Annotated in this window: 18 protein-coding genes; 7 read left to right on the top strand and 11 right to left on the bottom strand. The window is 61.0% G+C overall.

The features are described 5' to 3' along the window. Positions 1 to 2: 2 nt before the first annotated feature. Both AC19YS_RS09530 and AC19YS_RS09535 read right to left on the bottom strand, forming a co-directional pair. Complete coding sequence (locus AC19YS_RS09530; RefSeq protein ID WP_169368557.1) at positions 3 to 485, bottom strand: free L-methionine (R)-S-oxide reductase MsrC; 483 nt, start codon at positions 483 to 485, stop codon at positions 3 to 5. Beyond that, positions 482 to 1372 carry an ATP-binding protein gene (locus AC19YS_RS09535; RefSeq protein WP_106576807.1) on the bottom strand — a complete coding sequence of 297 codons (891 nt, stop codon included), beginning with the start codon at positions 1370 to 1372 and terminating at the stop codon, positions 482 to 484. The genes AC19YS_RS09530 and AC19YS_RS09535 overlap by 4 nt, the downstream gene beginning before the upstream one ends. A 172-nt stretch (positions 1373 to 1544) precedes the next feature. Here AC19YS_RS09535 and AC19YS_RS09540 point away from each other — a divergent pair, with 172 nt between their 5' ends. Continuing rightward, the gene (locus AC19YS_RS09540) at positions 1545 to 3854 is read left to right on the top strand and encodes a hybrid sensor histidine kinase/response regulator (RefSeq protein ID WP_106577286.1); all 2310 of its coding nucleotides are present in this window, start codon (positions 1545 to 1547) and stop codon (positions 3852 to 3854) included. Here AC19YS_RS09540 and AC19YS_RS09545 read toward each other — a convergent pair. The 3 genes from AC19YS_RS09545 to msrB all read right to left on the bottom strand — a co-directional run bounded on the left by AC19YS_RS09545 (position 3808) and on the right by msrB (position 5410). Next, complete coding sequence (locus AC19YS_RS09545; RefSeq protein ID WP_119739491.1) at positions 3808 to 4299, bottom strand: MarR family winged helix-turn-helix transcriptional regulator; 492 nt, start codon at positions 4297 to 4299, stop codon at positions 3808 to 3810. The genes AC19YS_RS09540 and AC19YS_RS09545 overlap by 47 nt on opposite strands. Then, positions 4296 to 4781: a glutathione peroxidase gene (locus AC19YS_RS09550; protein ID WP_106576809.1), complete on the bottom strand. Its 486-nt coding sequence runs from the start codon at positions 4779 to 4781 to the stop codon at positions 4296 to 4298. The genes AC19YS_RS09545 and AC19YS_RS09550 overlap by 4 nt, the downstream gene beginning before the upstream one ends. Positions 4782 to 5017: 236 nt before the next feature. Further along, on the bottom strand, positions 5018 to 5410 hold the full coding sequence (gene msrB / locus AC19YS_RS09555; protein ID WP_106576810.1) for a peptide-methionine (R)-S-oxide reductase MsrB: 393 nt from the start codon (positions 5408 to 5410) through the stop codon (positions 5018 to 5020). A 202-nt stretch (positions 5411 to 5612) separates the two neighbouring features. Between msrB and AC19YS_RS09560 the strand changes: the two genes are divergently transcribed. Both AC19YS_RS09560 and htpX read left to right on the top strand, forming a co-directional pair. Then, positions 5613 to 6824, top strand: a complete 1212-nt coding sequence (locus AC19YS_RS09560; RefSeq protein ID WP_017136168.1) for a pyridoxal phosphate-dependent aminotransferase — start codon at positions 5613 to 5615, stop codon at positions 6822 to 6824. Positions 6825 to 7128: 304 nt separating this feature from the next. Next, positions 7129 to 8016 carry a protease HtpX gene (htpX, locus tag AC19YS_RS09565; protein ID WP_106576811.1) on the top strand — a complete coding sequence of 296 codons (888 nt, stop codon included), beginning with the start codon at positions 7129 to 7131 and terminating at the stop codon, positions 8014 to 8016. A gap of 628 nt (positions 8017 to 8644) precedes the next feature. Here htpX and AC19YS_RS09570 read toward each other — a convergent pair. Next, positions 8645 to 9301, bottom strand: coding sequence for a thiopurine S-methyltransferase (locus AC19YS_RS09570; protein WP_106576812.1), 657 nt, complete (start codon positions 9299 to 9301; stop codon positions 8645 to 8647). Between the two features lie 104 nt (positions 9302 to 9405). On the opposite strand from AC19YS_RS09570, the gene AC19YS_RS09575 reads away from it, so the two are divergent. After that, entirely contained in the window at positions 9406 to 10173 is a 768-nt protein-coding gene (locus AC19YS_RS09575) for a DODA-type extradiol aromatic ring-opening family dioxygenase (RefSeq protein ID WP_500601554.1), read from the top strand. A 197-nt stretch (positions 10174 to 10370) separates the two neighbouring features. Here the strand turns inward: AC19YS_RS09575 and AC19YS_RS09580 are convergent, their stop codons facing one another. Beyond that, positions 10371 to 12044: a DEAD/DEAH box helicase gene (locus AC19YS_RS09580; RefSeq protein ID WP_017136163.1), complete on the bottom strand. Its 1674-nt coding sequence runs from the start codon at positions 12042 to 12044 to the stop codon at positions 10371 to 10373. Positions 12045 to 12465: 421 nt separating this feature from the next. Here AC19YS_RS09580 and AC19YS_RS09585 point away from each other — a divergent pair, with 421 nt between their 5' ends. After that, positions 12466 to 13257 carry a crotonase/enoyl-CoA hydratase family protein gene (locus tag AC19YS_RS09585; protein ID WP_106576814.1) on the top strand — a complete coding sequence of 264 codons (792 nt, stop codon included), beginning with the start codon at positions 12466 to 12468 and terminating at the stop codon, positions 13255 to 13257. A 117-nt stretch (positions 13258 to 13374) separates the two neighbouring features. Here AC19YS_RS09585 and AC19YS_RS09590 read toward each other — a convergent pair whose 3' ends face one another. Further along, the gene (locus tag AC19YS_RS09590) at positions 13375 to 14130 is read right to left on the bottom strand and encodes a spermidine synthase (protein WP_106576816.1); all 756 of its coding nucleotides are present in this window, start codon (positions 14128 to 14130) and stop codon (positions 13375 to 13377) included. A 124-nt stretch (positions 14131 to 14254) separates the two neighbouring features. Between AC19YS_RS09590 and AC19YS_RS09595 the strand changes: the two genes are divergently transcribed. Next, the gene (locus AC19YS_RS09595; RefSeq protein ID WP_500601557.1) at positions 14255 to 15601 is read left to right on the top strand and encodes a class II 3-deoxy-7-phosphoheptulonate synthase; all 1347 of its coding nucleotides are present in this window, start codon (positions 14255 to 14257) and stop codon (positions 15599 to 15601) included. Between the two features lie 189 nt (positions 15602 to 15790). On the opposite strand, the gene AC19YS_RS09600 is transcribed toward AC19YS_RS09595, so the two are convergent. Both AC19YS_RS09600 and AC19YS_RS09605 read right to left on the bottom strand, forming a co-directional pair. Next, positions 15791 to 17008 carry a winged helix-turn-helix domain-containing protein gene (locus AC19YS_RS09600; protein WP_472526589.1) on the bottom strand — a complete coding sequence of 406 codons (1218 nt, stop codon included), beginning with the start codon at positions 17006 to 17008 and terminating at the stop codon, positions 15791 to 15793. Positions 17009 to 17053: 45 nt separating this feature from the next. Next, the gene (locus AC19YS_RS09605) at positions 17054 to 17260 is read right to left on the bottom strand and encodes a DUF1127 domain-containing protein (protein ID WP_500601559.1); all 207 of its coding nucleotides are present in this window, start codon (positions 17258 to 17260) and stop codon (positions 17054 to 17056) included. A 97-nt stretch (positions 17261 to 17357) separates the two neighbouring features. Here AC19YS_RS09605 and AC19YS_RS09610 point away from each other — a divergent pair, with 97 nt between their 5' ends. After that, a complete protein-coding gene (locus AC19YS_RS09610; protein WP_200623088.1) occupies positions 17358 to 18212 on the top strand; it encodes a LysR family transcriptional regulator in 855 nt (284 codons plus the stop codon). Here the strand turns inward: AC19YS_RS09610 and AC19YS_RS09615 are convergent. Then, positions 18202 to 18951, bottom strand: a complete 750-nt coding sequence (locus tag AC19YS_RS09615) for a sulfite exporter TauE/SafE family protein (RefSeq protein WP_106576820.1) — start codon at positions 18949 to 18951, stop codon at positions 18202 to 18204. The two genes, AC19YS_RS09610 and AC19YS_RS09615, sit on opposite strands and share 11 nt — an antisense overlap. Between the last annotated feature and the right edge of the window lie 91 nt (positions 18952 to 19042).

The raw sequence follows: 19042 nt of genomic DNA on the forward strand, positions 1-19042 counted from the left end.
GGTCAGCAGTCGGTCAGACGCAGGAAAATCGCTGCCAGCTGTTCGATGCCCGCCTGGTCCTGCGCGGTAAAACGCGAGAGCGACGGGCTGTCCAGATCAAGGACGCCAATCAGTTGGCCGTCCTTGATCAGGGGCACCACCAGTTCGCTGTTGGAAGCGCTGTCACAGGCGATATGCCCAGGGAACGCGTGAACGTCCTCCACCCGCTGGGTTTGCCGCGATGCCGCCGCCGCGCCGCACACCCCACGACCGAACGGAATGCGCACGCAGGCAATCTGGCCCTGGAACGGGCCAAGCACCAGCTCTTCGTTGCGGTTGAGGTAGAAGCCGGCCCAGTTCAGGTCATCCAGCTGGTTGAACAGAAACGCAGAGAACTGCGCGCTGTTGGCGATGAAGTCGCGTTCATCGGCCAACAGCGACTCCAGTTGCGCACACAGCATTGCATAGCCATCCAGGCCCGTGCCGGCCTGTTGCAAATCGATCATGGTTGACGCTCCAACAACTTGAGACCCACCCAGTAACGGGCGAATTGATACGCGCACCGGCCATTGCGGTTGCCGCGCCCGGTGGCCCAACGTACGGCCAAAATATCCAGCGCTTCATCGCGCTGCCATTGCAAACCGGCCTTGCTGGCCAGTTCGCCAATCCAGTGCTCGACCACGTTCAGGAAATGTTCCTGAGAGAACGGGTAGAACGACAACCACAGGCCGAACCGGTCGGACAAGGCGATTTTATCTTCAACGGCCTCGCTGGGGTGCAGCTCGCCGTCCACGCGTTTCCAGTTGTCATTGTCGCTCTGGTTTTCCGGCACCAGGTGACGACGGTTGGACGTGGCATACAACAGCACGTTTTCCGGCGCCTGCTCCAGCGAGCCGTCCAGCACACTCTTGAGCACGCGGTAGTCGCCCTCGCCGGCCTCGAACGACAAGTCGTCGCAGAACAGGATGAACCGCTGCGGCAGCTTGAGCAGTTGCTCGACCACGCGCGGCAAGTCGGCCAGGTGATCGCGCTCGATTTCAATCAGGCGCAAGCCGGCCTTGGCGTGCTGGGCGAGCAAGGCGCGCACCATTGACGATTTACCCGTGCCGCGCGAACCCCACAGCAGCGCGTGGTTGGCGGGCAGGCCTTCGAGAAACTGCTGGGTGTTGCGAGCCAGTTGTTCGCGTTGCTTGTCCACACCGATCAGGTCGCTAAGGCGCATGTCCAGGCTGACTTCCAGGGGCAGCAAAAAGCCGCTGCGGCCTTCGCGCTGCCAACGGGCGGCGAGGCACTGGTCCCAGTCGATGGCTTGGCGGGGCGCCGGCAACAACGGTTCCAGGCGTGCAAGTACCGCATCGGCACGCTCAAGAAAGGCATTCAATCGATTATCCACGACTATTCCTCTGGCAAGTTCTTGCAAAAGATGGCGTATTGGCAACCCTGCGGCACACCGCGACAGGGCTGCACCTGTAAAAAAATCAACGATTATGCCGAGCAAGCCAAAGCCGGTGGATGTTCAGCTATGCTTGCCGGGCGAAGGGAAACGTGAAGTGGTTCAACACCCGATGGATATCAAGTTCGCCCACCGCTTGTCTTATAAACAAGCTCGATTGACTGTGCTGGTCGGTTTCGTCTTGGGAACCTTGCTCAGTCTGATCCAAATCGGCATTGATTATGCCAGCGAAGACGCATCCATCAACCGTGAAATACGCTCGCTGATCGAAATCAGCCATAACCCCGCCTCCCGTATCGCCTACAACATCGACGCCGAACTCGCCCAGGAACTGACGCTGGGCCTGCTGCACTCACCGGCGATCACCCGTGCGCAATTGGTCGACAACAATGGCGTGGTGCTGGCCGACGTCGATCGCCCGCGTAAGGAAAGCACCTACCGGCCCATCAGCGATTTTCTGTTTGGCGCCAACCGCCAGTTTGAGGACCGGTTATTCCTGAGCCACATGCCTAATGATTCCTTGGGCGTGTTGCGCCTGGACGTCGACACTTACGCCTTCGGCAGCCGCTTCCTGCACCGCGCCGAGATCACACTGCTTAACGGTTTTGCCCGCAGCCTGCTGCTGACCGGCATCCTGTTGGGCCTGTTTTACGTGATGCTGACCCAACCGCTGGTGCGCATTATTCGCGCGCTGAGCACCAGCAAGCAGGCACATCTGGATTGCCCGCCAGGGCACGAAAACGACGAAATCGGCGTGCTGGTCAGTGTCGCCAACCAGCAATTCGAAAACATGGAGACCGAAATCCAGCAGCGCCGCCACGCCGAGGACCGACTCACCGAGTACCTGGGCCAGCTGGAAGATATCGTCTCCGCACGCACACTGGAGCTCAAGGCCAGCAACCAACGCCTGAGCCAGTCCAATGATGAGTTGGAGGCTGCGAAGATGACGGCGCTGGGCATGGCCCAGGCACGGGCGGCGTTCCTGGCCAACATGAGCCACGAGATTCGCACGCCGCTCAACGGCCTGCTGGGCATGATCGCCCTCTCGCTGGACAGCCCGTTGAATGCCGAGCAGCGTCAGCAACTGTCGATTGCCCATGACTCCGGCAAAGTTCTGGTGGAGTTGCTCAACGATATCCTCGACCTGTCCAAGTTTGATGCCGGCCAACTGGAGCTGGAGCGTATCCCGTTCGATCTCAGCTCGCTGGTGGAAGACACCGCCAACCTGCTGTCGCAAAACGCAGCACCGAGCGTTGAACTGACGTGCTTGATCGACCCGCTGTTTCCCGCCCAAGTGATTGGCGACCCGACACGCGTGCGGCAAATCGTCAGCAACTTGCTCTCCAACGCCTTGAAGTTCACGCGCTTTGGCCGCGTCGACGTGCGCCTGAGCGCCAGTGAGGGCCGAGTGAAGATTGAAGTGTGCGATACCGGTATCGGCATCGCTCAGGATGCGCAGGTGAAGATATTCCAGCCGTTTACCCAGGCCGGCGCAGGCATCACCCGCCAGTTTGGTGGCACGGGGCTGGGGCTGGCGTTGACGCACAATCTGTGTGAAGCGATGAAGGGCCGGCTGAGCATCAGCTCGGAAGTCGGGTTTGGCAGCCAGTTCTGCGCCGACCTGCCACTGCCCACGCATTTGCCCGCCACTCGCTACGCGCCGCTGGCAGGCGAAGTCATCGCCATCACCAGCGCGGGTAGCGGCCTGACAGAATTGCTCAGCACCCTGTTGCCTCACTGGGGGCTGGCACCGCGCGTTTATTCTCAAGACGACGACCTGAGCGGGCAACACCCTGACCTGTTGATCACCGATTGCCCGGAGTGCCTGTTCCGCCTGCGCCCAGCCATCAAGGCGCCCATTCTGCTGGTCACCGCCTACGGCAACTTTATGCCCAGTGAGGAAGTGGCAGCCCTGGCGCCGCTGCAGCAACAGGCGCGCCCTTTGAGCCGCAACGCGCTGTATCAGATCCTGCAACGCAATTTGCGCAGCGACGCGCCACTGATCCTCGACCCGATCCAGATGGAAGCCGCGCCGTTTACGCACCGGGCGCGCATCCTGCTGGTGGAGGACAACCCGGTCAATCAACTGGTGGCCAAAGGCATGCTCAGCAAGCTCGGCTGCGAAGTGGTGGTGGCCGCGCACGGTGGCGAAGCGCTCAAGTTCCTTGAAGAACAGCGCTTTGACATGGTGCTGATGGACTGCAACATGCCGGTAATGAATGGCTACGAGGCCAGCCGGCAGATTCGCCGCAGCGGGCGCTGGCCCGATTTGCCCATTGTCGCCTTGACGGCCAACGCCCTCTCGGAAGAGCGCGAGCGTTGCCGGGCCGCGGGCATGGATGACTACCTGGCCAAACCGTTCCGCCGCGAAGAACTCAAGGCTCTGTTGGACCTGTGGGTGCCGCAGACGACAAGCCTTTGATCTGCGCCAGCAACTGGTCCAGGCCTTCGCGCAAAGCGTCGGCCTGGTTCAAGTCAATGCCGCTGTCACACAGTAAGCGGGTTTTCAGGCGGTGAGTCTGGTCGCGTAACTGCACACCGGTATGAGTCAGACCCAGGTGCACTTCCCGCTCATCCCGTGCGCTGCGTTGGCGGCTCACCAGGTCGAGCTGCTCAAGACGCTTGAGCAGCGGCGTCAATGTGCCCGAATCGAGCATCAGCCGCTCGCCCAACGCCTTGACGGTCGGCTGCGGCGCAGTTGCCTCGTGCCATTCCCACAGCACCAGCATGACCACGTACTGCGGATAGGTCAGGCCCAACTGGTCAAGCATCGGCTTATAGGCACGCGTCACCGCCCGTGAGGCAGCGTAGAGCTTGAAACACAGTTGGTCGTCCAGTGCCAGGGACACGGCGGATACATCGATCATTTGAGCAGGGCTTCAATCTCTTGGGTCAAGTCCTGGGGCTTGGTGGTCGGGGCAAAACGCTTGACCACCTGACCGTCACGACCGATCAGGAACTTGGTGAAATTCCACTTGATGCCCTTGGACCCCAGCAAGCCCGGCGCTTGTTTTTTAAGCTGCACGAACAGTGGGTGGGCCTCGCTGCCGTTGACGTCGATCTTCTTGAACAGCGGGAAACTGACACCGAAATTCAATTCGCAGAACTCGGAAATCGCGCCTTCGTTGCCGGGCTCCTGCTTGCCGAATTGGTTGCAGGGGAACCCCAGCACCACCAGGCCCTGGTCCTTGTACTGCTGCCAGAGTTGCTCGAGGCCTTTGTACTGCGGGGTGAAACCACATTTGCTGGCGGTGTTGACCACCAAAATGGCCTTGCCGGCGAAGTCGGCCAAGGTCTTTTGCTCACCTTTGATGGTGGTGCACGGGATGCTCAGCAGGTTGGTGCTCATGGCAGTGCCTCAAACAGGGGGAAGACCTGGAAAGATAGCAGGCAATTTAATTGTGTGCAATTTAATTGACCGCATTGATGAGGCCCTATTTGCTCACATCAATCCCTTCATCCACGCTCGATACAAAAGTGGGAGCGGGCTTGCTCGCGAATGCGGTGTGTCAGCCAGCTCATTGGTCACTGACACACTGAATTCGCGAGCAAGCCCGCTCCCACATGTGGAGGGTGCTGCCTGCCCTAGCGCGGGACGAGGTCCAGGCACACCGAGTTGATGCAGTACCGCAAACCCGTCGGCGGCGGACCATCCGGGAACACATGCCCCAGGTGCGCATCGCACTTGGCGCAGGTGACTTCGGTGCGGACCATGCCGTGGCTGACGTCGCGGATCTCGATCATCGCGCTGTCGGCAATCGGCGCATAGAAGCTCGGCCAGCCGCAACCGGAATCAAACTTGGTGCTGGAATCGAACAGCGGCTCATTGCAACAGATGCAGTGATACACACCGTCGGTCTTGGTTTCGTTGTATTTGCCGCTGAAAGGGCGCTCGGTGCCCTTGAGACGACACACCTGATACTGCGCGGGGTCGAGCATGTCCCGCCACTCATCCAGGGTTTTCTGCAACTTATCCATCAATCCACCTCGGCAACTGAAAAAGCCTGATCTGTATCTTTTCCACGGAACAGGCGGCACGTATGATTGCGCCTCTTCAAAACGCCAGTCTGGCACCCGCGCTACCGGCATTCAAACGTATTTATGGGTGCAGGCCTCGCAGGATTCGCAGTACGGTAGTGTCCACGCCGTCTGGATCGTTCATTTTCAGGATCACATCGCCATGCAGGTCAGCAAATCGAACAAGCTCGCCAACGTCTGCTACGACATTCGCGGCCCAGTGCTCAAGCACGCCAAACGCCTGGAAGAGGAAGGCCATCGCATCCTCAAGCTGAACATTGGCAACCCGGCGCCGTTTGGTTTCGAAGCGCCGGACGAAATCCTTCAGGACGTGATCCGCAACCTGCCGACCGCCCAGGGCTACAGCGATTCGAAAGGCTTGTTCAGCGCGCGTAAAGCCGTGATGCAGTACTACCAGCAGAAACAGGTGGAAGGTGTCGGCATCGAAGACATCTACCTGGGCAACGGCGTGTCCGAGCTGATCGTGATGTCCATGCAGGCCTTGCTCAACAACGGCGACGAAGTGCTGGTGCCGGCGCCCGACTACCCGCTGTGGACCGCTGCCGTGACCCTGGCTGGCGGCCACCCGGTGCACTACCTGTGCGATGAAGGCGCCGACTGGTTCCCGGACCTGGCCGACATCAAGGCCAAGATCACGCCGAACACCAAGGCCCTGGTGATCATCAACCCGAACAACCCGACCGGCGCCGTGTACTCCAAGGAAGTGTTGCTGGGCATGCTCGAGCTGGCACGCCAGCACAACCTGGTGGTGTTCTCCGACGAGATCTACGACAAGATCCTCTACGATGACGCCGTGCACATCTGCACCGGCTCCCTGGCGCCGGACCTGCTGTGCCTGACCTTCAATGGCCTGTCCAAATCCTACCGCGTGGCGGGTTTCCGCTCCGGCTGGATCGCCATCTCCGGGCCCAAGCACAACGCCCAGAGCTACATCGAAGGCATCGACATGCTGGCCAATATGCGCCTGTGTGCCAACGTGCCGAGCCAGCATGCAATCCAGACCGCCCTCGGCGGCTACCAGAGCATCAACGACCTGGTGCTGCCCCAGGGCCGCCTGCTGGAGCAGCGCAACCGCACCTGGGAGCTGCTCAACGCGATCCCCGGCGTCAGCTGCGTGAAACCCATGGGCGCGCTGTATGCGTTCCCGCGGATCGACCCGAAAGTCTGCCCGATCCTCAATGACGAGAAATTCGTGCTCGACCTGCTGCTGTCGGAAAAGCTGCTGGTGGTCCAGGGAACGGCGTTCAACTGGCCGTGGCCGGATCACTTCCGCGTGGTGACATTGCCGCGAGTGGATGACCTGGACATGGCCATTGGTCGCATCGGCAACTTCCTCAAGTCTTATCGCCAATAACGCACATGCCGCCGTACGACCGACATTCGGTCGTACGGCGAGTATCTGGCAACACTTCTCTACGCTGCGCGCCCTCCTCCCAGCCGCTGCACGCCACGGACCGGTCAGCCTCCTATAATTACGGGGTGCGAAGGCTTGAATGGGGTGATCGCGGTGGGCTTTTCGGCTCGGAAAATCCTTTCAAGGCTCTACATTCAGGCTGTAGGACACAGTTTGAAATAGTCGCTCGGTTGAATCGCCCCAGGCCGCACCTTATATACCCCGCAGTACGCGACATATTAAGCATGAGGAGAATTCTACAACCATGATGCGCATCCTGCTGTTCTTGGCCACTAACCTGGCGGTCGTGCTGATTGCCAGCATCACCCTGAGCCTATTCGGCTTCAACGGGTTCATGGCGGCCAACGGGGTTGATCTGAACCTCAATCAGCTGCTGGTCTTCTGTGCAGTCTTTGGTTTTGCCGGCTCGATCTTCTCGCTGTTCATCTCCAAATGGATGGCGAAGATGAGCACCAGCACCCAGGTCATCACCCAGCCACGCACCCGCCATGAGCAATGGTTGCTGCAGACCGTTGAGCAGTTGTCCCGCGAGGCTGGCATCAAGATGCCTGAAGTCGGGATCTTCCCGGCGTATGAGGCCAACGCCTTTGCCACCGGCTGGAACAAGAACGACGCCCTTGTTGCGGTGAGCCAGGGCATGCTCGAACGCTTCTCCTACGACGAAGTGAAGGCGGTACTGGCTCACGAGATCGGCCACGTGGCCAACGGCGACATGGTCACCCTGGCGCTGGTACAAGGCGTGGTGAACACCTTCGTGATGTTCTTCGCGCGAATCATCGGCAACTTCGTCGACAAGGTGATCTTCAAGAACGAAGAAGGCCGCGGCATTGCCTACTTCGTGGCGACCATCTTTGCCGAGGTGGTGCTGGGCTTCCTGGCCAGCGCGATCACCATGTGGTTCTCGCGCAAACGCGAGTTCCGCGCGGACGAAGCCGGTGCCCGCCTGGCCGGTACCGGGGCGATGATTGCAGCACTGCAACACTTGCGCTCCGAACAAGGCCTGCCAGTGCACATGCCGGACAGCCTGACGGCGTTTGGTATCAACGGTGGCATCAAGCAAGGTTTTGCACGCATGTTCATGAGCCACCCGCCGCTGGAAGAGCGGATCGACGCACTGCGTCGCCGGGGCTGATAGCTGCGCGGTAATACATAAAGGGGCGATCTGATCGCCCCTTTTTTTGTGGGTGCGTGCTGGGTACAGAGAAGATGGGCGCCGCTCTTACAGCGGGTCACTTCGCAAAAGCACCAAAGAAGCTGAACTTACCCACTGTGGGAGCGGGCTTGCTCGCGAAGGCGGTGGGTCAGTCAACTCATGTGTAGCTGACCCACCGCCTTCGCGAGCAAGCCCGCTCCCACATTGGGTTCTCAGTGCATCAGGTAGAAGTGCGTTGCTGTGCTGTTGATCTGCTTTTGCTTCCACCACTCAGGTCGGCTACCACGTCGCCGTGCTCTGCTTTTGACTTTGAGCTGACAGGCCCCGTCAACCACGCTGGCCGAACGCAGGCTTGAAACCGCGGCTAACCCGCCAGGACGCCGGGTTAGCCGTGTTGGGCCAGGGATGGCCCATCCCGGCGGCCCACGGGTTCAAACGGAGCGAGGCACCAAGTGGTGGGGCGAAGACCTTTTGGTTACTTTTGGCTGGGCCGGCATTCCGGGCGTTTGCCAAAAGTGACCCGCCGTAAGAGCGCAACCGCCAGCGGCCGTGACCGCACCAACGGATATGCACTCAATCACCCGAAAGAAACCAGCCAGCGCAACAATCAACCCTTTGTAACCCGATAAACCCGCTCTTCCAGCCGCGTGACCCCGTCCTGCACAAACTTCCAACTCTCGCCCAGGATGTCCTGCTCTTCCAGCACCTGCACAGACCAATGCCCCCCCAGCAACAGCTTCACCTCTTCATCAGCGACGGCAAACGGCGGCCCGGCCTTTTGTGTCTGATCGTAGTCGAGGGTGATCAGCAAACCCTGACAGCCCGGACGCAACAAGGCGTTCAGATGCTCGGCGTACTGCGCCCGCATCAACGGCGGCAACGCGATCAGTGCTGCGCGATCGTAAAGCGCGGAGCAATCGGCCAGCGCTTCGGCGTCCAAGGCAAAGAAATCGCCGCACCACACCTCGATCAAGTCTGCCCGGTACACCTTGAACACGCCACGCTGGCTGATCCTGGGCATCAGCCCTTGCTCACTGAAAAACGCCTCCACCGCCTGCTCGGACAGCTCCACACCCAACACGCGATACCCCAAGCTTGCCAGCCACATCAGATCCAGGCTTTTGCCGCACAGCGGCACCAACACCTTTGCCCCTTCAGCCAAGGCCAGTTTTGGCCAGTGGCGTTGCAGGTAGGGGTTGACCTCGGGCAGATGAAAACCAATCTGGTTGCGTGCCCAACGCTCTTGCCAAAACTTAGGCTCCATGGAATCACCCTGAAAATTCGATCAAAAAGCGCTAAAACTTATATTAGATTTAGATCAATGATCTGATTGAAGATGGTCCCATATTAACGCTCAGGACCCCTTTTATGTTCCCCAGCCTGTTTATCTCCCACGGTTCGCCCATGCTCGCCCTGCAACCCGGTGCCAGCGGCCCGGCACTCAAGCGCCTGGCGGCCGAACTGCCACGGCCAACAGCCATTGTGGTGGTCTCGGCGCACTGGGAAAGCCAGGGCCTGCTCGTTACTGGCAGCGCCGCGCCCGAGACTTGGCACGATTTCGGCGGCTTCCCACGGGAATTGTTCGCCGTGCAGTACCCCGCACCCGGTGACCCGCAATTGGCAGCCCAGATAATCGAACTGCTCAAGGCTGATAGCCTGGAGGCGCGCATCGATGATCAGCGCCCGTTCGACCATGGCACCTGGGTGCCCCTGTCACTGATGTATCCGGCAGCCGATATCCCGGTGGTGCAGGTATCGCTGCCCAGCCGCATGGGCCCTGCCCTGCAGACCCGAGTCGGGCATGCGCTGGCCAGCCTGCGCGAACAAGGTGTGCTATTGATCGGCTCTGGCAGCATCACCCATAACCTGGGCGAGCTGAACTGGCAGGCCGGACCTGAGAGCATTGAGCCTTGGGCGCGCGATTTCCGCGACTGGGTAGTGGACAAACTCGCCGCCAACGACGAGGCGGCCTTGCACGACTATCGCCGCCAGGCGCCGCATGCCGTGCGCAGCCATCCGAGTGAAGAGCACCTGTTGCCGCTGTATTTTGCGCGGGGCGCGGGTGGCGCATTCAGCGTGGCGCACCAGGGGTTCACCATGGGTGCGCTCGGGATGGACATCTACCGCTTCGGCTAACACAGATCTAAAGGTGGGAGCGGGCTTGCTCGCGAATGCAGGGTGTCAGTCACCGGGAATATTGACTGATCCACCGCATTCGCGAGCAAGCCCGCTTGTGACTTGATCGAGTACTGGTCCAAACCTCAAATCCAGGCAAAAAAAATCCCCGAACCAGTCGGGGATTTTTTTGTGCGATCAATCAGCCCAAAGGCGGATCAATCTTCGCGGTAGCGACGCAGCTTCAGCTGCTTACCGGCAACGCGTGTGTCTTTGAGCTTGGCCAGCAGTTTTTCCAGACCGTCTTCCGGCAGCTCCACGAGGGAGAAGCTGTCACGCACCTGGATACGACCGATCGCTTCACGTGCCAGGCCACCCTCGTTGAGGATAGCGCCCAGCAGGTTCTTGGCCGCGATGCCATCACGCGCGCCCAGCGCGGTACGGCAGCGAGCACGGCCTTCAGCCAATGGAACCGGAGCACGACGCTCACGATCACCACGGTCTGGACGGTCGCCAGTACGCTCTGGACGATCACCGCGCGGAGCGTTGTTCGGCACCAGTGGACGTTCTTTTTCGATCGCAGCCAGGGTCAGGGCCTGACCGTTGGTAGCCTTGCGCAGCAGGGCTGCAGCCAGGGCACGCGGGGTGCAACCGATATCGGCAGTCAGGCGGTCCAGCAGATCGCCGTGGGTCGATTCAGCGTCAGCCACCAGCGGCGACAGGCTGTTGGTCAGTTTCTTGATGCGAGCATCTAGAACGGCCTGGGCATCCGGCAGGCGGACTTCGGCAACTTTCTGACCGGTTACACGCTCGATCACTTGCAGCATGCGGCGCTCACGCGGAGTCACCAGCAGCAGTGCACGACCTTCGCGACCGGCACGGCCGGTACGGCCGATACGGTGGACGTAGGACTCTGGGTCGTACGGCATGTCAACGTTGAACACGTGGGTGATACGTGGAACGTCGAGGCCACGGGCAGCAACGTCGGTCGCCACAACGATGTCCAGACGGCCATCCTTGAGGGAGTCGATCACGCGCTCACGTTGGTTCTGGGCGATGTCACCGTTCAGCGCAGCGGCTTTGTAGCCTTTGGCTTCCAGGGCACTGGCCAGGTCCAGGGTCGCTTGCTTGGTGCGCACGAACATGATCAGGGCGTCGAAGTCTTCGACTTCCAGCAGGCTCAATACAGCCGAGGTCTTCTGGTCAGCGTGAACCAACAGGTGAGCCTGTTCGATCGCGGTAACGGTCTGAGTCTTGGTCTGGATCTTCACGTGTTGCGGATCGCGCAAGTGGCGTTCGGCAATGGCACGGATCGACTGTGGCAGGGTAGCCGAGAACAATACGGTCTGACGGGTGGGTGGCAGCGCCTTGAAGATGACTTCCAGGTCATCCATGAAGCCCAGCTTCAACATTTCGTCAGCTTCGTCCAGAACCAGGTGGTTCACGGTCGACAGCACTTTCTCGTCACGACGCAGGTGGTCGCACAGACGGCCCGGAGTGGCGACAACGATCTGTGCGCCGTTACGGATTGCTTTAAGTTGTGGGCCCATAGGCGCGCCGCCGTAAACGGCCACAACGGTTACGCCTGGCATTTGCTTGGCGTAGGTTTCAAAAGCGGTTGCTACTTGCAGCGCCAACTCACGGGTTGGCGCCAGGATCAGGGCTTGCGGCTCGCGCTTGGCAGGATCGATGCAGTGCAGAATTGGCAGGGCGAACGCGGCGGTTTTACCGGTACCGGTTTGCGCTTGGCCAATCATGTCTTGGCCGGCCATGATGATCGGGATCGATTGCTGCTGAATAGCCGAAGGTTCTTCGTAGCCAGTCGCGATGACGGCAGCAAGAATGTTCGGGTTAAGATTAAAAGCGGCGAAGCCGCCGGTTTCCTGGGTCATGGGTCTGCCTCTAAGTGCATCCGCAAAGACCCATGCTCCAAAGCTGCGCATGCCGTGTTGAGACTCAAGAGTCGCCCTGGCTGCTTTGTCGGCGGGGATTTGCGAAAACGAATGAATGAAAAAGATTCGTCAAGGAAGAGTCCGCTGTGCGGACGTGCAGCCGAAGCTGACTTCGGGGAATTGCGCTACCTAAACGCGGCCCGGTTAAAGGCCGGCGCGCACTATACCGGAAATAGCTGAAAAAGGGAGCTTTTTTTATCGCAAAGCGCCGATAAACCGCGCTGCATCAAAGGCTTTGCGGATCGCCGCGCCAGGGTCTATTTTTCAAAGGCCCGGCCCTGTTGGTCATAACGCTTAAACGGTTCACCTGCCCATCAAGACCTTTGGTCTGAAACCCACCCAAGCCCTGAGGGCACACCCGATGAATCAAGCCAGCAGCAGTCGCGTCAGCCGTGAGTTACAGGGCCATGTCCTGCTGTTGGGTCTGGACCGAGTGGCCAAGCGCAATGCCTTTGATCTGGATCTGCTCAATGAGCTGAGCCTGGCCTATGGTGAATTTGATCGAAACGACGAGGCGCGAGTGGCCGTGGTGTTTGCCCACGGCGACCACTTCACCGCCGGGCTGGACCTGGCCAATGTCAGCGGCGTGATGTCCGGAGGCTGGCAACCGCCACTGGGTGGCTGCGATCCATGGGGTGTGTTCGCCGGGCCGCGGGTCAGCAAACCGGTGATCGTCGCGGCCCAGGGCTATTGCCTGACCATCGGCATCGAGTTGATGCTGGCAGCCGATATCAATATTTGCGCGAGCAACACGCGCTTTGCGCAAATGGAAGTCCAGCGTGGAATCTTTCCGTTTGGCGGCGCGACCTTACGTTTTCATCAGGTGGCCGGCTGGGGCAACGCCATGCGCTGGTTGCTCACCGGCGATGAATTTGATGCACACGAGGCGCTCAGGCTGGGCTTGGTGCAGGAAGTGATGGCCAGCGAAGACTTGCTGCCCCGCGCCATCGAACTTGCCAACCGCATCGCGCGCCAGGCGCCACTGGGCGTGCAGGCGACGCTGACGTCGGCCCGCCAGGCGCGCATGCAAGGTGAAGCGGTCGCGGCGGCAGGGTTGCAGCCGTTGGTGGAAAAGCTGCTCAACAGTGAAGATGCCAAAGAGGGCGTGCGGGCGATGGTTGAGAAGCGCCCGGGGGTGTTCAAGGGGATTTGAGTGGACAGTGTCGGCCTCATCGCGGGCAAGCCCGCTCCCACATTTGTACGCGGACATCTTATGGAATGCGGTCGAATGTGGGAGCGGGCTTGCTCGCGAAGAGGCCAGAACAGGCAACTACGTTGCCGGCCGAATAGCCTTGATCAACGCCTGCAACGAGTACCCCAACCGCGGCGCCAAAGCGTCGGCACGCGCCGTCAGCGCACCCAGGTCCAGTGCCTGATCCAGCTCCGAAGGCACCAGCAGAATCACATTGCCCTCCTTCACCGGCAGCTCCCAGTAATGCCGGTGATACAACCCGCGCAACAACGCCGCACCCAGTGGCTTGCCATCATCGGTTGCCCACTGGTTGATGACCAGCCAGCCGCCGGGGTTGAGTTTCTTCTGGCAGTTTTCCAGGAAGGTCCAGGCCAGGTGCCCCACGCCCGGGCCGACATCGGTGTAGAGGTCGACGAAAATCAGGTCGGCCGATTCGGCGCTATCGAGCAACTGCAACGCGTCGCCAATGCGGATGTACAGGCGCGGATCGTCATCCAGCCCCAGGTACTCAATGGCCAGGCGCGGCACATCCGGGCGCAGCTCAATGGCCTCGACGTCTTCCAGCGGCAGGAACTTGAGGCACGCCTGGGTCAGCGTGCCGGCGCCCAGCCCGAGGAACAGCGCACTCTCCGGTTGCTCGTGGCACAACGCGCCAATCAGCATCGCGCGGGTGTAGTCGTACTCCAGCCAACTCGGGTCGGCGGTGAATACGCAGCTTTGCTCGATGGCGTCGCCAAACTCGAGAAAGCGGTAATCGGCCACTTCAAGCACGCGGATCATGCCGAAGTCATCATGGACTTCGGCCAGCAGGCGCTCGACACGCTCCTCGGTCATCACTACTCCTAAAGGGTTTACCGCACGGCAAAGGCGCGATTGTCGGCCAACCGGCGGCAACAGGTCACGCACTAATTGCTGATAACATTGGCGCCCCACCGTCAATCAACCAATCGAGTTCACGATGAGCCAACCCTGGAGCCCCGACAGCTGGCGCGCCCTGCCGATCCAGCAACAACCCCAGTACCCGGACGCTGCGCACTTGCTGCAAGTGGAGCAGAACCTGGCCAGCTACCCGCCGCTGGTGTTTGCCGGGGAAGCCCGCGAGTTGCGCCGTCTGTTTGCCGAAGTGACCCAGGGCCGCGCGTTCCTGCTGCAGGGCGGTGACTGCGCCGAAAGCTTTGCCGAGTTCTCTGCGGCAAAGATCCGCGACACCTTCAAGGTGCTGCTGCAGATGGCAATCGTGATGACCTTCGCCGCCGGCTGCCCGGTGGTGAAAGTCGGGCGCATGGCCGGCCAGTTCGCCAAGCCGCGCTCGGCCAACGATGAAACCATCGACGGCGTCACCCTGCCCGCCTACCGTGGCGACATCGTCAATGGCATCGGCTTTGACGAAAAAAGCCGCGTGCCGGACCCGGACCGTCTGCTGCAGTCTTACCACCAGTCCACCGCCACGCTGAATTTGCTGCGCGCGTTTGCCCAGGGCGGATTTGCCGACCTGCATCAAGTGCACAAGTGGAACCTGGACTTCATTGCCAACTCCGCACTGGCCGAAAAATACAGCCAACTGGCCGACCGTATCGACGAAACCCTGGCCTTCATGCGCGCCTGCGGCATGGACAGCTCGCCGCAACTGCGCGAAACCAGCTTCTTCACCGCCCACGAAGCGCTGCTGCTCAACTACGAGCAAGCCTTCGTGCGCCGCGACAGCCTGACCAACGACTACTACGACTGCTCGGCGCACATGCTCTGGATCGGCGACCGCACCCGTCAGCTGGACGGCGCCCACGTCGAATTCCTGCGCGGGGTGAACAACCCGATTGGCGTGAAGGTCGGCCCGAGCATGAACCCCGACGACTTGATCCGCCTGATCGACATTCTTAACCCGGACAACGACCCCGGCCGCCTCAACCTGATCGCGCGCATGGGTGCCGGCAAGGTGGGCGACCACCTGCCCAACCTGATCCGCGCCGTGCAGCGCGAGGGCAAGCAGGTGCTGTGGAGCTCGGACCCGATGCATGGCAACACCATCAAGGCCAGCAGCGGCTACAAGACCCGCGACTTTGCGCAGATTCTGGGCGAGGTGAAAGAGTTCTTCCAGGTGCATCAAGCCGAAGGCTCGTATGCCGGCGGGATTCACATCGAAATGACCGGGCAGAACGTCACCGAATGCATCGGCGGCGCGCGGCCGATCACCGAAGATGGCTTGTCGGACCGCTATCACACCCACTGCGACCCGCGGATGAATGCCGATCAGTCGCTGGAATTGGCGTTTTTGATTGCCGAGACTTTGAAACAGGTCAAACGCTGAGACTTGGGTGAGTGGGCCTGTTGTGGCGAGCGGGCTTGCCCCGCGTTGGGCTGCGAAGCAGCCCCAAAACCACCCACCCCACCCGCCCAGGCATACCGCAGCGGCCGTACTGGGGCGGCTTCGCCACCCAACGCGGGGCAAGCCCGCTCGCCACAACAGGCCCGATTCAGCTGAAAAGCTTTCCACCCCTCAGGTTTGCAGCATTGCCACTCTTAAGCGGGCGGCACTTGGCCGCTGGCAGTTGAGCTGGACCTGTTCCAGCCCCAGCCAATCAGCCATCTGCCGCAGGTTCAAGGCCAACGCCTGCATCCCCTCCTCGTCCAGCCCCGGCTCTTCTTCGTGCACTGCATGCACGGCGAGCCGCCCATGGGCGCGTTCGGCGCGCAGGTCGACACGCGCGGCGATCCGCTCATTGTGCAAAAACGGCAGCACGTAATAGCCGTACACCCGCTTGTCTTGCGGGGTGTAGATCTCCAGACGGTAGCGAAAATCAAACAATCGCTCGGTGCGGCTGCGTTCCCAGATCAGCGAGTCGAACGGCGACAACAAGGCGCTGGCCGGTACCTTGCGCGGCACCTTCGGTTCCGGCAGGCAGTACGCCGGTTGCTTCCAGCCCTGCACCTCACACATCCGCAATAGCCCATCCTCGACCAGCTCGGCCAAGCGGCCACGGCTGTCGGCAGGGTCCAGGCGGAAATAATCGCGCAGATCTTTTTCGGTACCGACGCCCAAGGCAGTCGCGCTGTGCAACAGCAAACCGCGCTGGGCCTCGGCCTCGCTCACCGTGGCCAGAAGGATGTCGGCAGGGATGACGCGCTCGGGCAAGTCATAGAGCCGCTCAAACCCACGCCGCCCCGCCACCGTGACCAACCCCGCGGCAAACAACCATTCCAGTGCGTGCTTTTCATCACTCCAATCCCACCACGGGCCGGCGCGCTCCTCACGGGTGGACAAGCTGCCAGCACCCACCGCGCCCTGTTGCTCGACGGTCTGCAGCACGCGCTGAACAGTGGCTTGCTGCTCGCGCCCGAACCGCGCCATTTGCGCATAAATCCCCTGGCCCTGCCTGGCCCGCTCCATGCGCCAGCGCATCAACGGGTACAGCGCCATGGGCAGCAACGAGGCCTCATGGCCCCAATACTCGAAGAGCGAGCGCCGCCGCCCCTGGCTCCAGGCAGCTTGTTCGAGGATCAGCGGGGAGTACTGGCCAAGGCGGGAAAACAGCGGCAGGTAATGCGAGCGCACCACGGCATTGACCGAATCGATCTGCAGCACACCCAAGCGCTCGATCAAACGATTGAGGTGCGAGGCCTTGATCAGTGCCGGCGCCTGGCGCCCGGAAAAACCCTGGGCCGCCAGCGCCATGCGTCGAGCGTGCTTGAGTGAAAAAGACAGGTCGGCGGGCATGAGTCTCTCCGTGTGGGCTCGCCGACTACCCTACTGCATTGCAGATTACTTTCGCAGCGGGTCTTGCCAGAAATGCAGGTGACTGTCCTGCTCCACATCGCCCCGATTAAGCCCGATGTCCTTGAGCGCATCGTCGCTCAACCTCGCCAGCGCCTGACGCTCATGGTGCAGTGCCTGCCAACGGGCAACCCGCTGAAAAAATCCGGAAAACGGACGTTTCGTCATCAACACAAAACCTTTCTGACCTTTCATCTTCTCGCCCTCCAATGGGGATGACGAGAGTGTGTGCCTGGCACTATGATCAATCCAACGAATGTTTCTTATGTAATACATCTCGGAGATTGATCAATTGCCCGGCTACCCAAGCATCGATACCGAAGTGCTGCGCACCTTCGTCGCCATCGCCGATCAGGGCGGCTTTACCCGCGCCGGTGAACTGGTCAATCGCACACAGTCGGCGGTGAGCATGCAGATGAAGCGCCTCGAAGAAGACGTGCTGCAGCGCAAGCTGTTCGAGCGTGACGGTCGTCAGGTACGGCTGACGGCGGAAGGCCAGGTGTTGCTGGGTTATGCACGGCGCATCCTGAAGCTGCACAGTGAGGTGTTCAACACCCTGCGCGAACCTCACATGGTCGGGCTGGTGCGCATCGGCACACCGGACGATTACGTGATGCGTTTCCTGCCGGGGATTCTCAAACGGTTTTCCAAGGCCTACCCGCTGATCCAGATCGAAATGCACTGCGAGTCGTCAGCGGTGTTGATGCAGCGGCGCGACCTGGCGCTGACCGTGATCAGCCGCGAGCCCGGCAATGAAATCGGCGAATTGCTGCGCAGTGAGCGCATGGTCTGGGTGGCGGCGCCATGCTTCTGCGTGGATGAGCACGAGACCCTGCCCCTGGCGATTTCCGGCGTCGACAGCTTTTGCACCCAATGGACCCGCGCCGCGCTGGATGCTGCCGGCATCGACTATCGCTTGGCGTACCACAGCTCCAACGTCGCGGCGATTCAAGCCGTGGTCGGCTCGGGGCTGGCGGTGATGGTCAGCATGGAAGGCCTGGTGACCGACGACTTACGGATCCTGGGCAGCGATGAAGGCTTTCCGCCTCTGCCGTCGATGAGCCTGCGCCTGCTGCGCAACCCGGCGATGGCCTCGCCCATCACCGAATGCCTGGCCGAGTACATCCTCGAAGGCTTCAGACTTTAAACGTCAGCATCACCGCGCACACCGCCAGAAAGCCGCAGAACAGGCCGCGCAATACCCGTTCGGGCAGCGCGTGGGCGACTTTTACCCCCCAACTGATACTGAGCAGGCCACCGACCGCCAACGGCACGCCGATCATCCAATCCACCTCCTGATGCCAGGCGTAGGTGACCAGGGTCACGCTGGTGCTGGGCAGCGCCAACGCCAGCGACAGGCCTTGAGCGACCACTTGGGTGGTGCCAAAAAGGCTGGTCAGCACCGGCGTCGCCACCACTGCGCCACCCACGCCAAACAAGCCGCCCATGGAACCCGAGGCGGCGCCGAGCACGCCGAGCCAAGGCCAGGAATAACGCATCTGCGCAGTCGGCGGCGCATTGCGAGTGAACATGCGCAGCAGGTTGTAAGCGGAGAGCGTCAGCAGGAATGCAATAAAACCGATGCGCATCGCGCCGGCGTCCAAACCCACCGCCCAGATCGAACCCAGCCAGGCAAAGCAGAAACCCATGACGCCCAACGGCAACGCGTGGCGCAATTCGATACGGTTACGCTGGTGATAACGCCAAAGCGCCAGCATCACATTGGGCACCACCATCACCAGCGCAGTGCCTTGGGCGAGCTGTTGATCCAGCCCAAACAACACGCCCAACACCGGGATGGCAATCAGCCCGCCGCCGATGCCGAACAGCCCGCCGACCGTGCCCAGGGCTGCGCCCAATACCAGGTACATCGCTAAATCCAACACCGCGCATCACTCCAAAAGCCCCAGGCGACGCATGCTACGCAGTCGCCTGTGGCGTGGAAACGCACAGCAACGCACAATGGCTGTGCCGAAC

The sequence above is a fragment of the Pseudomonas sp. MF08831 genome (genome assembly GCF_059862645.1).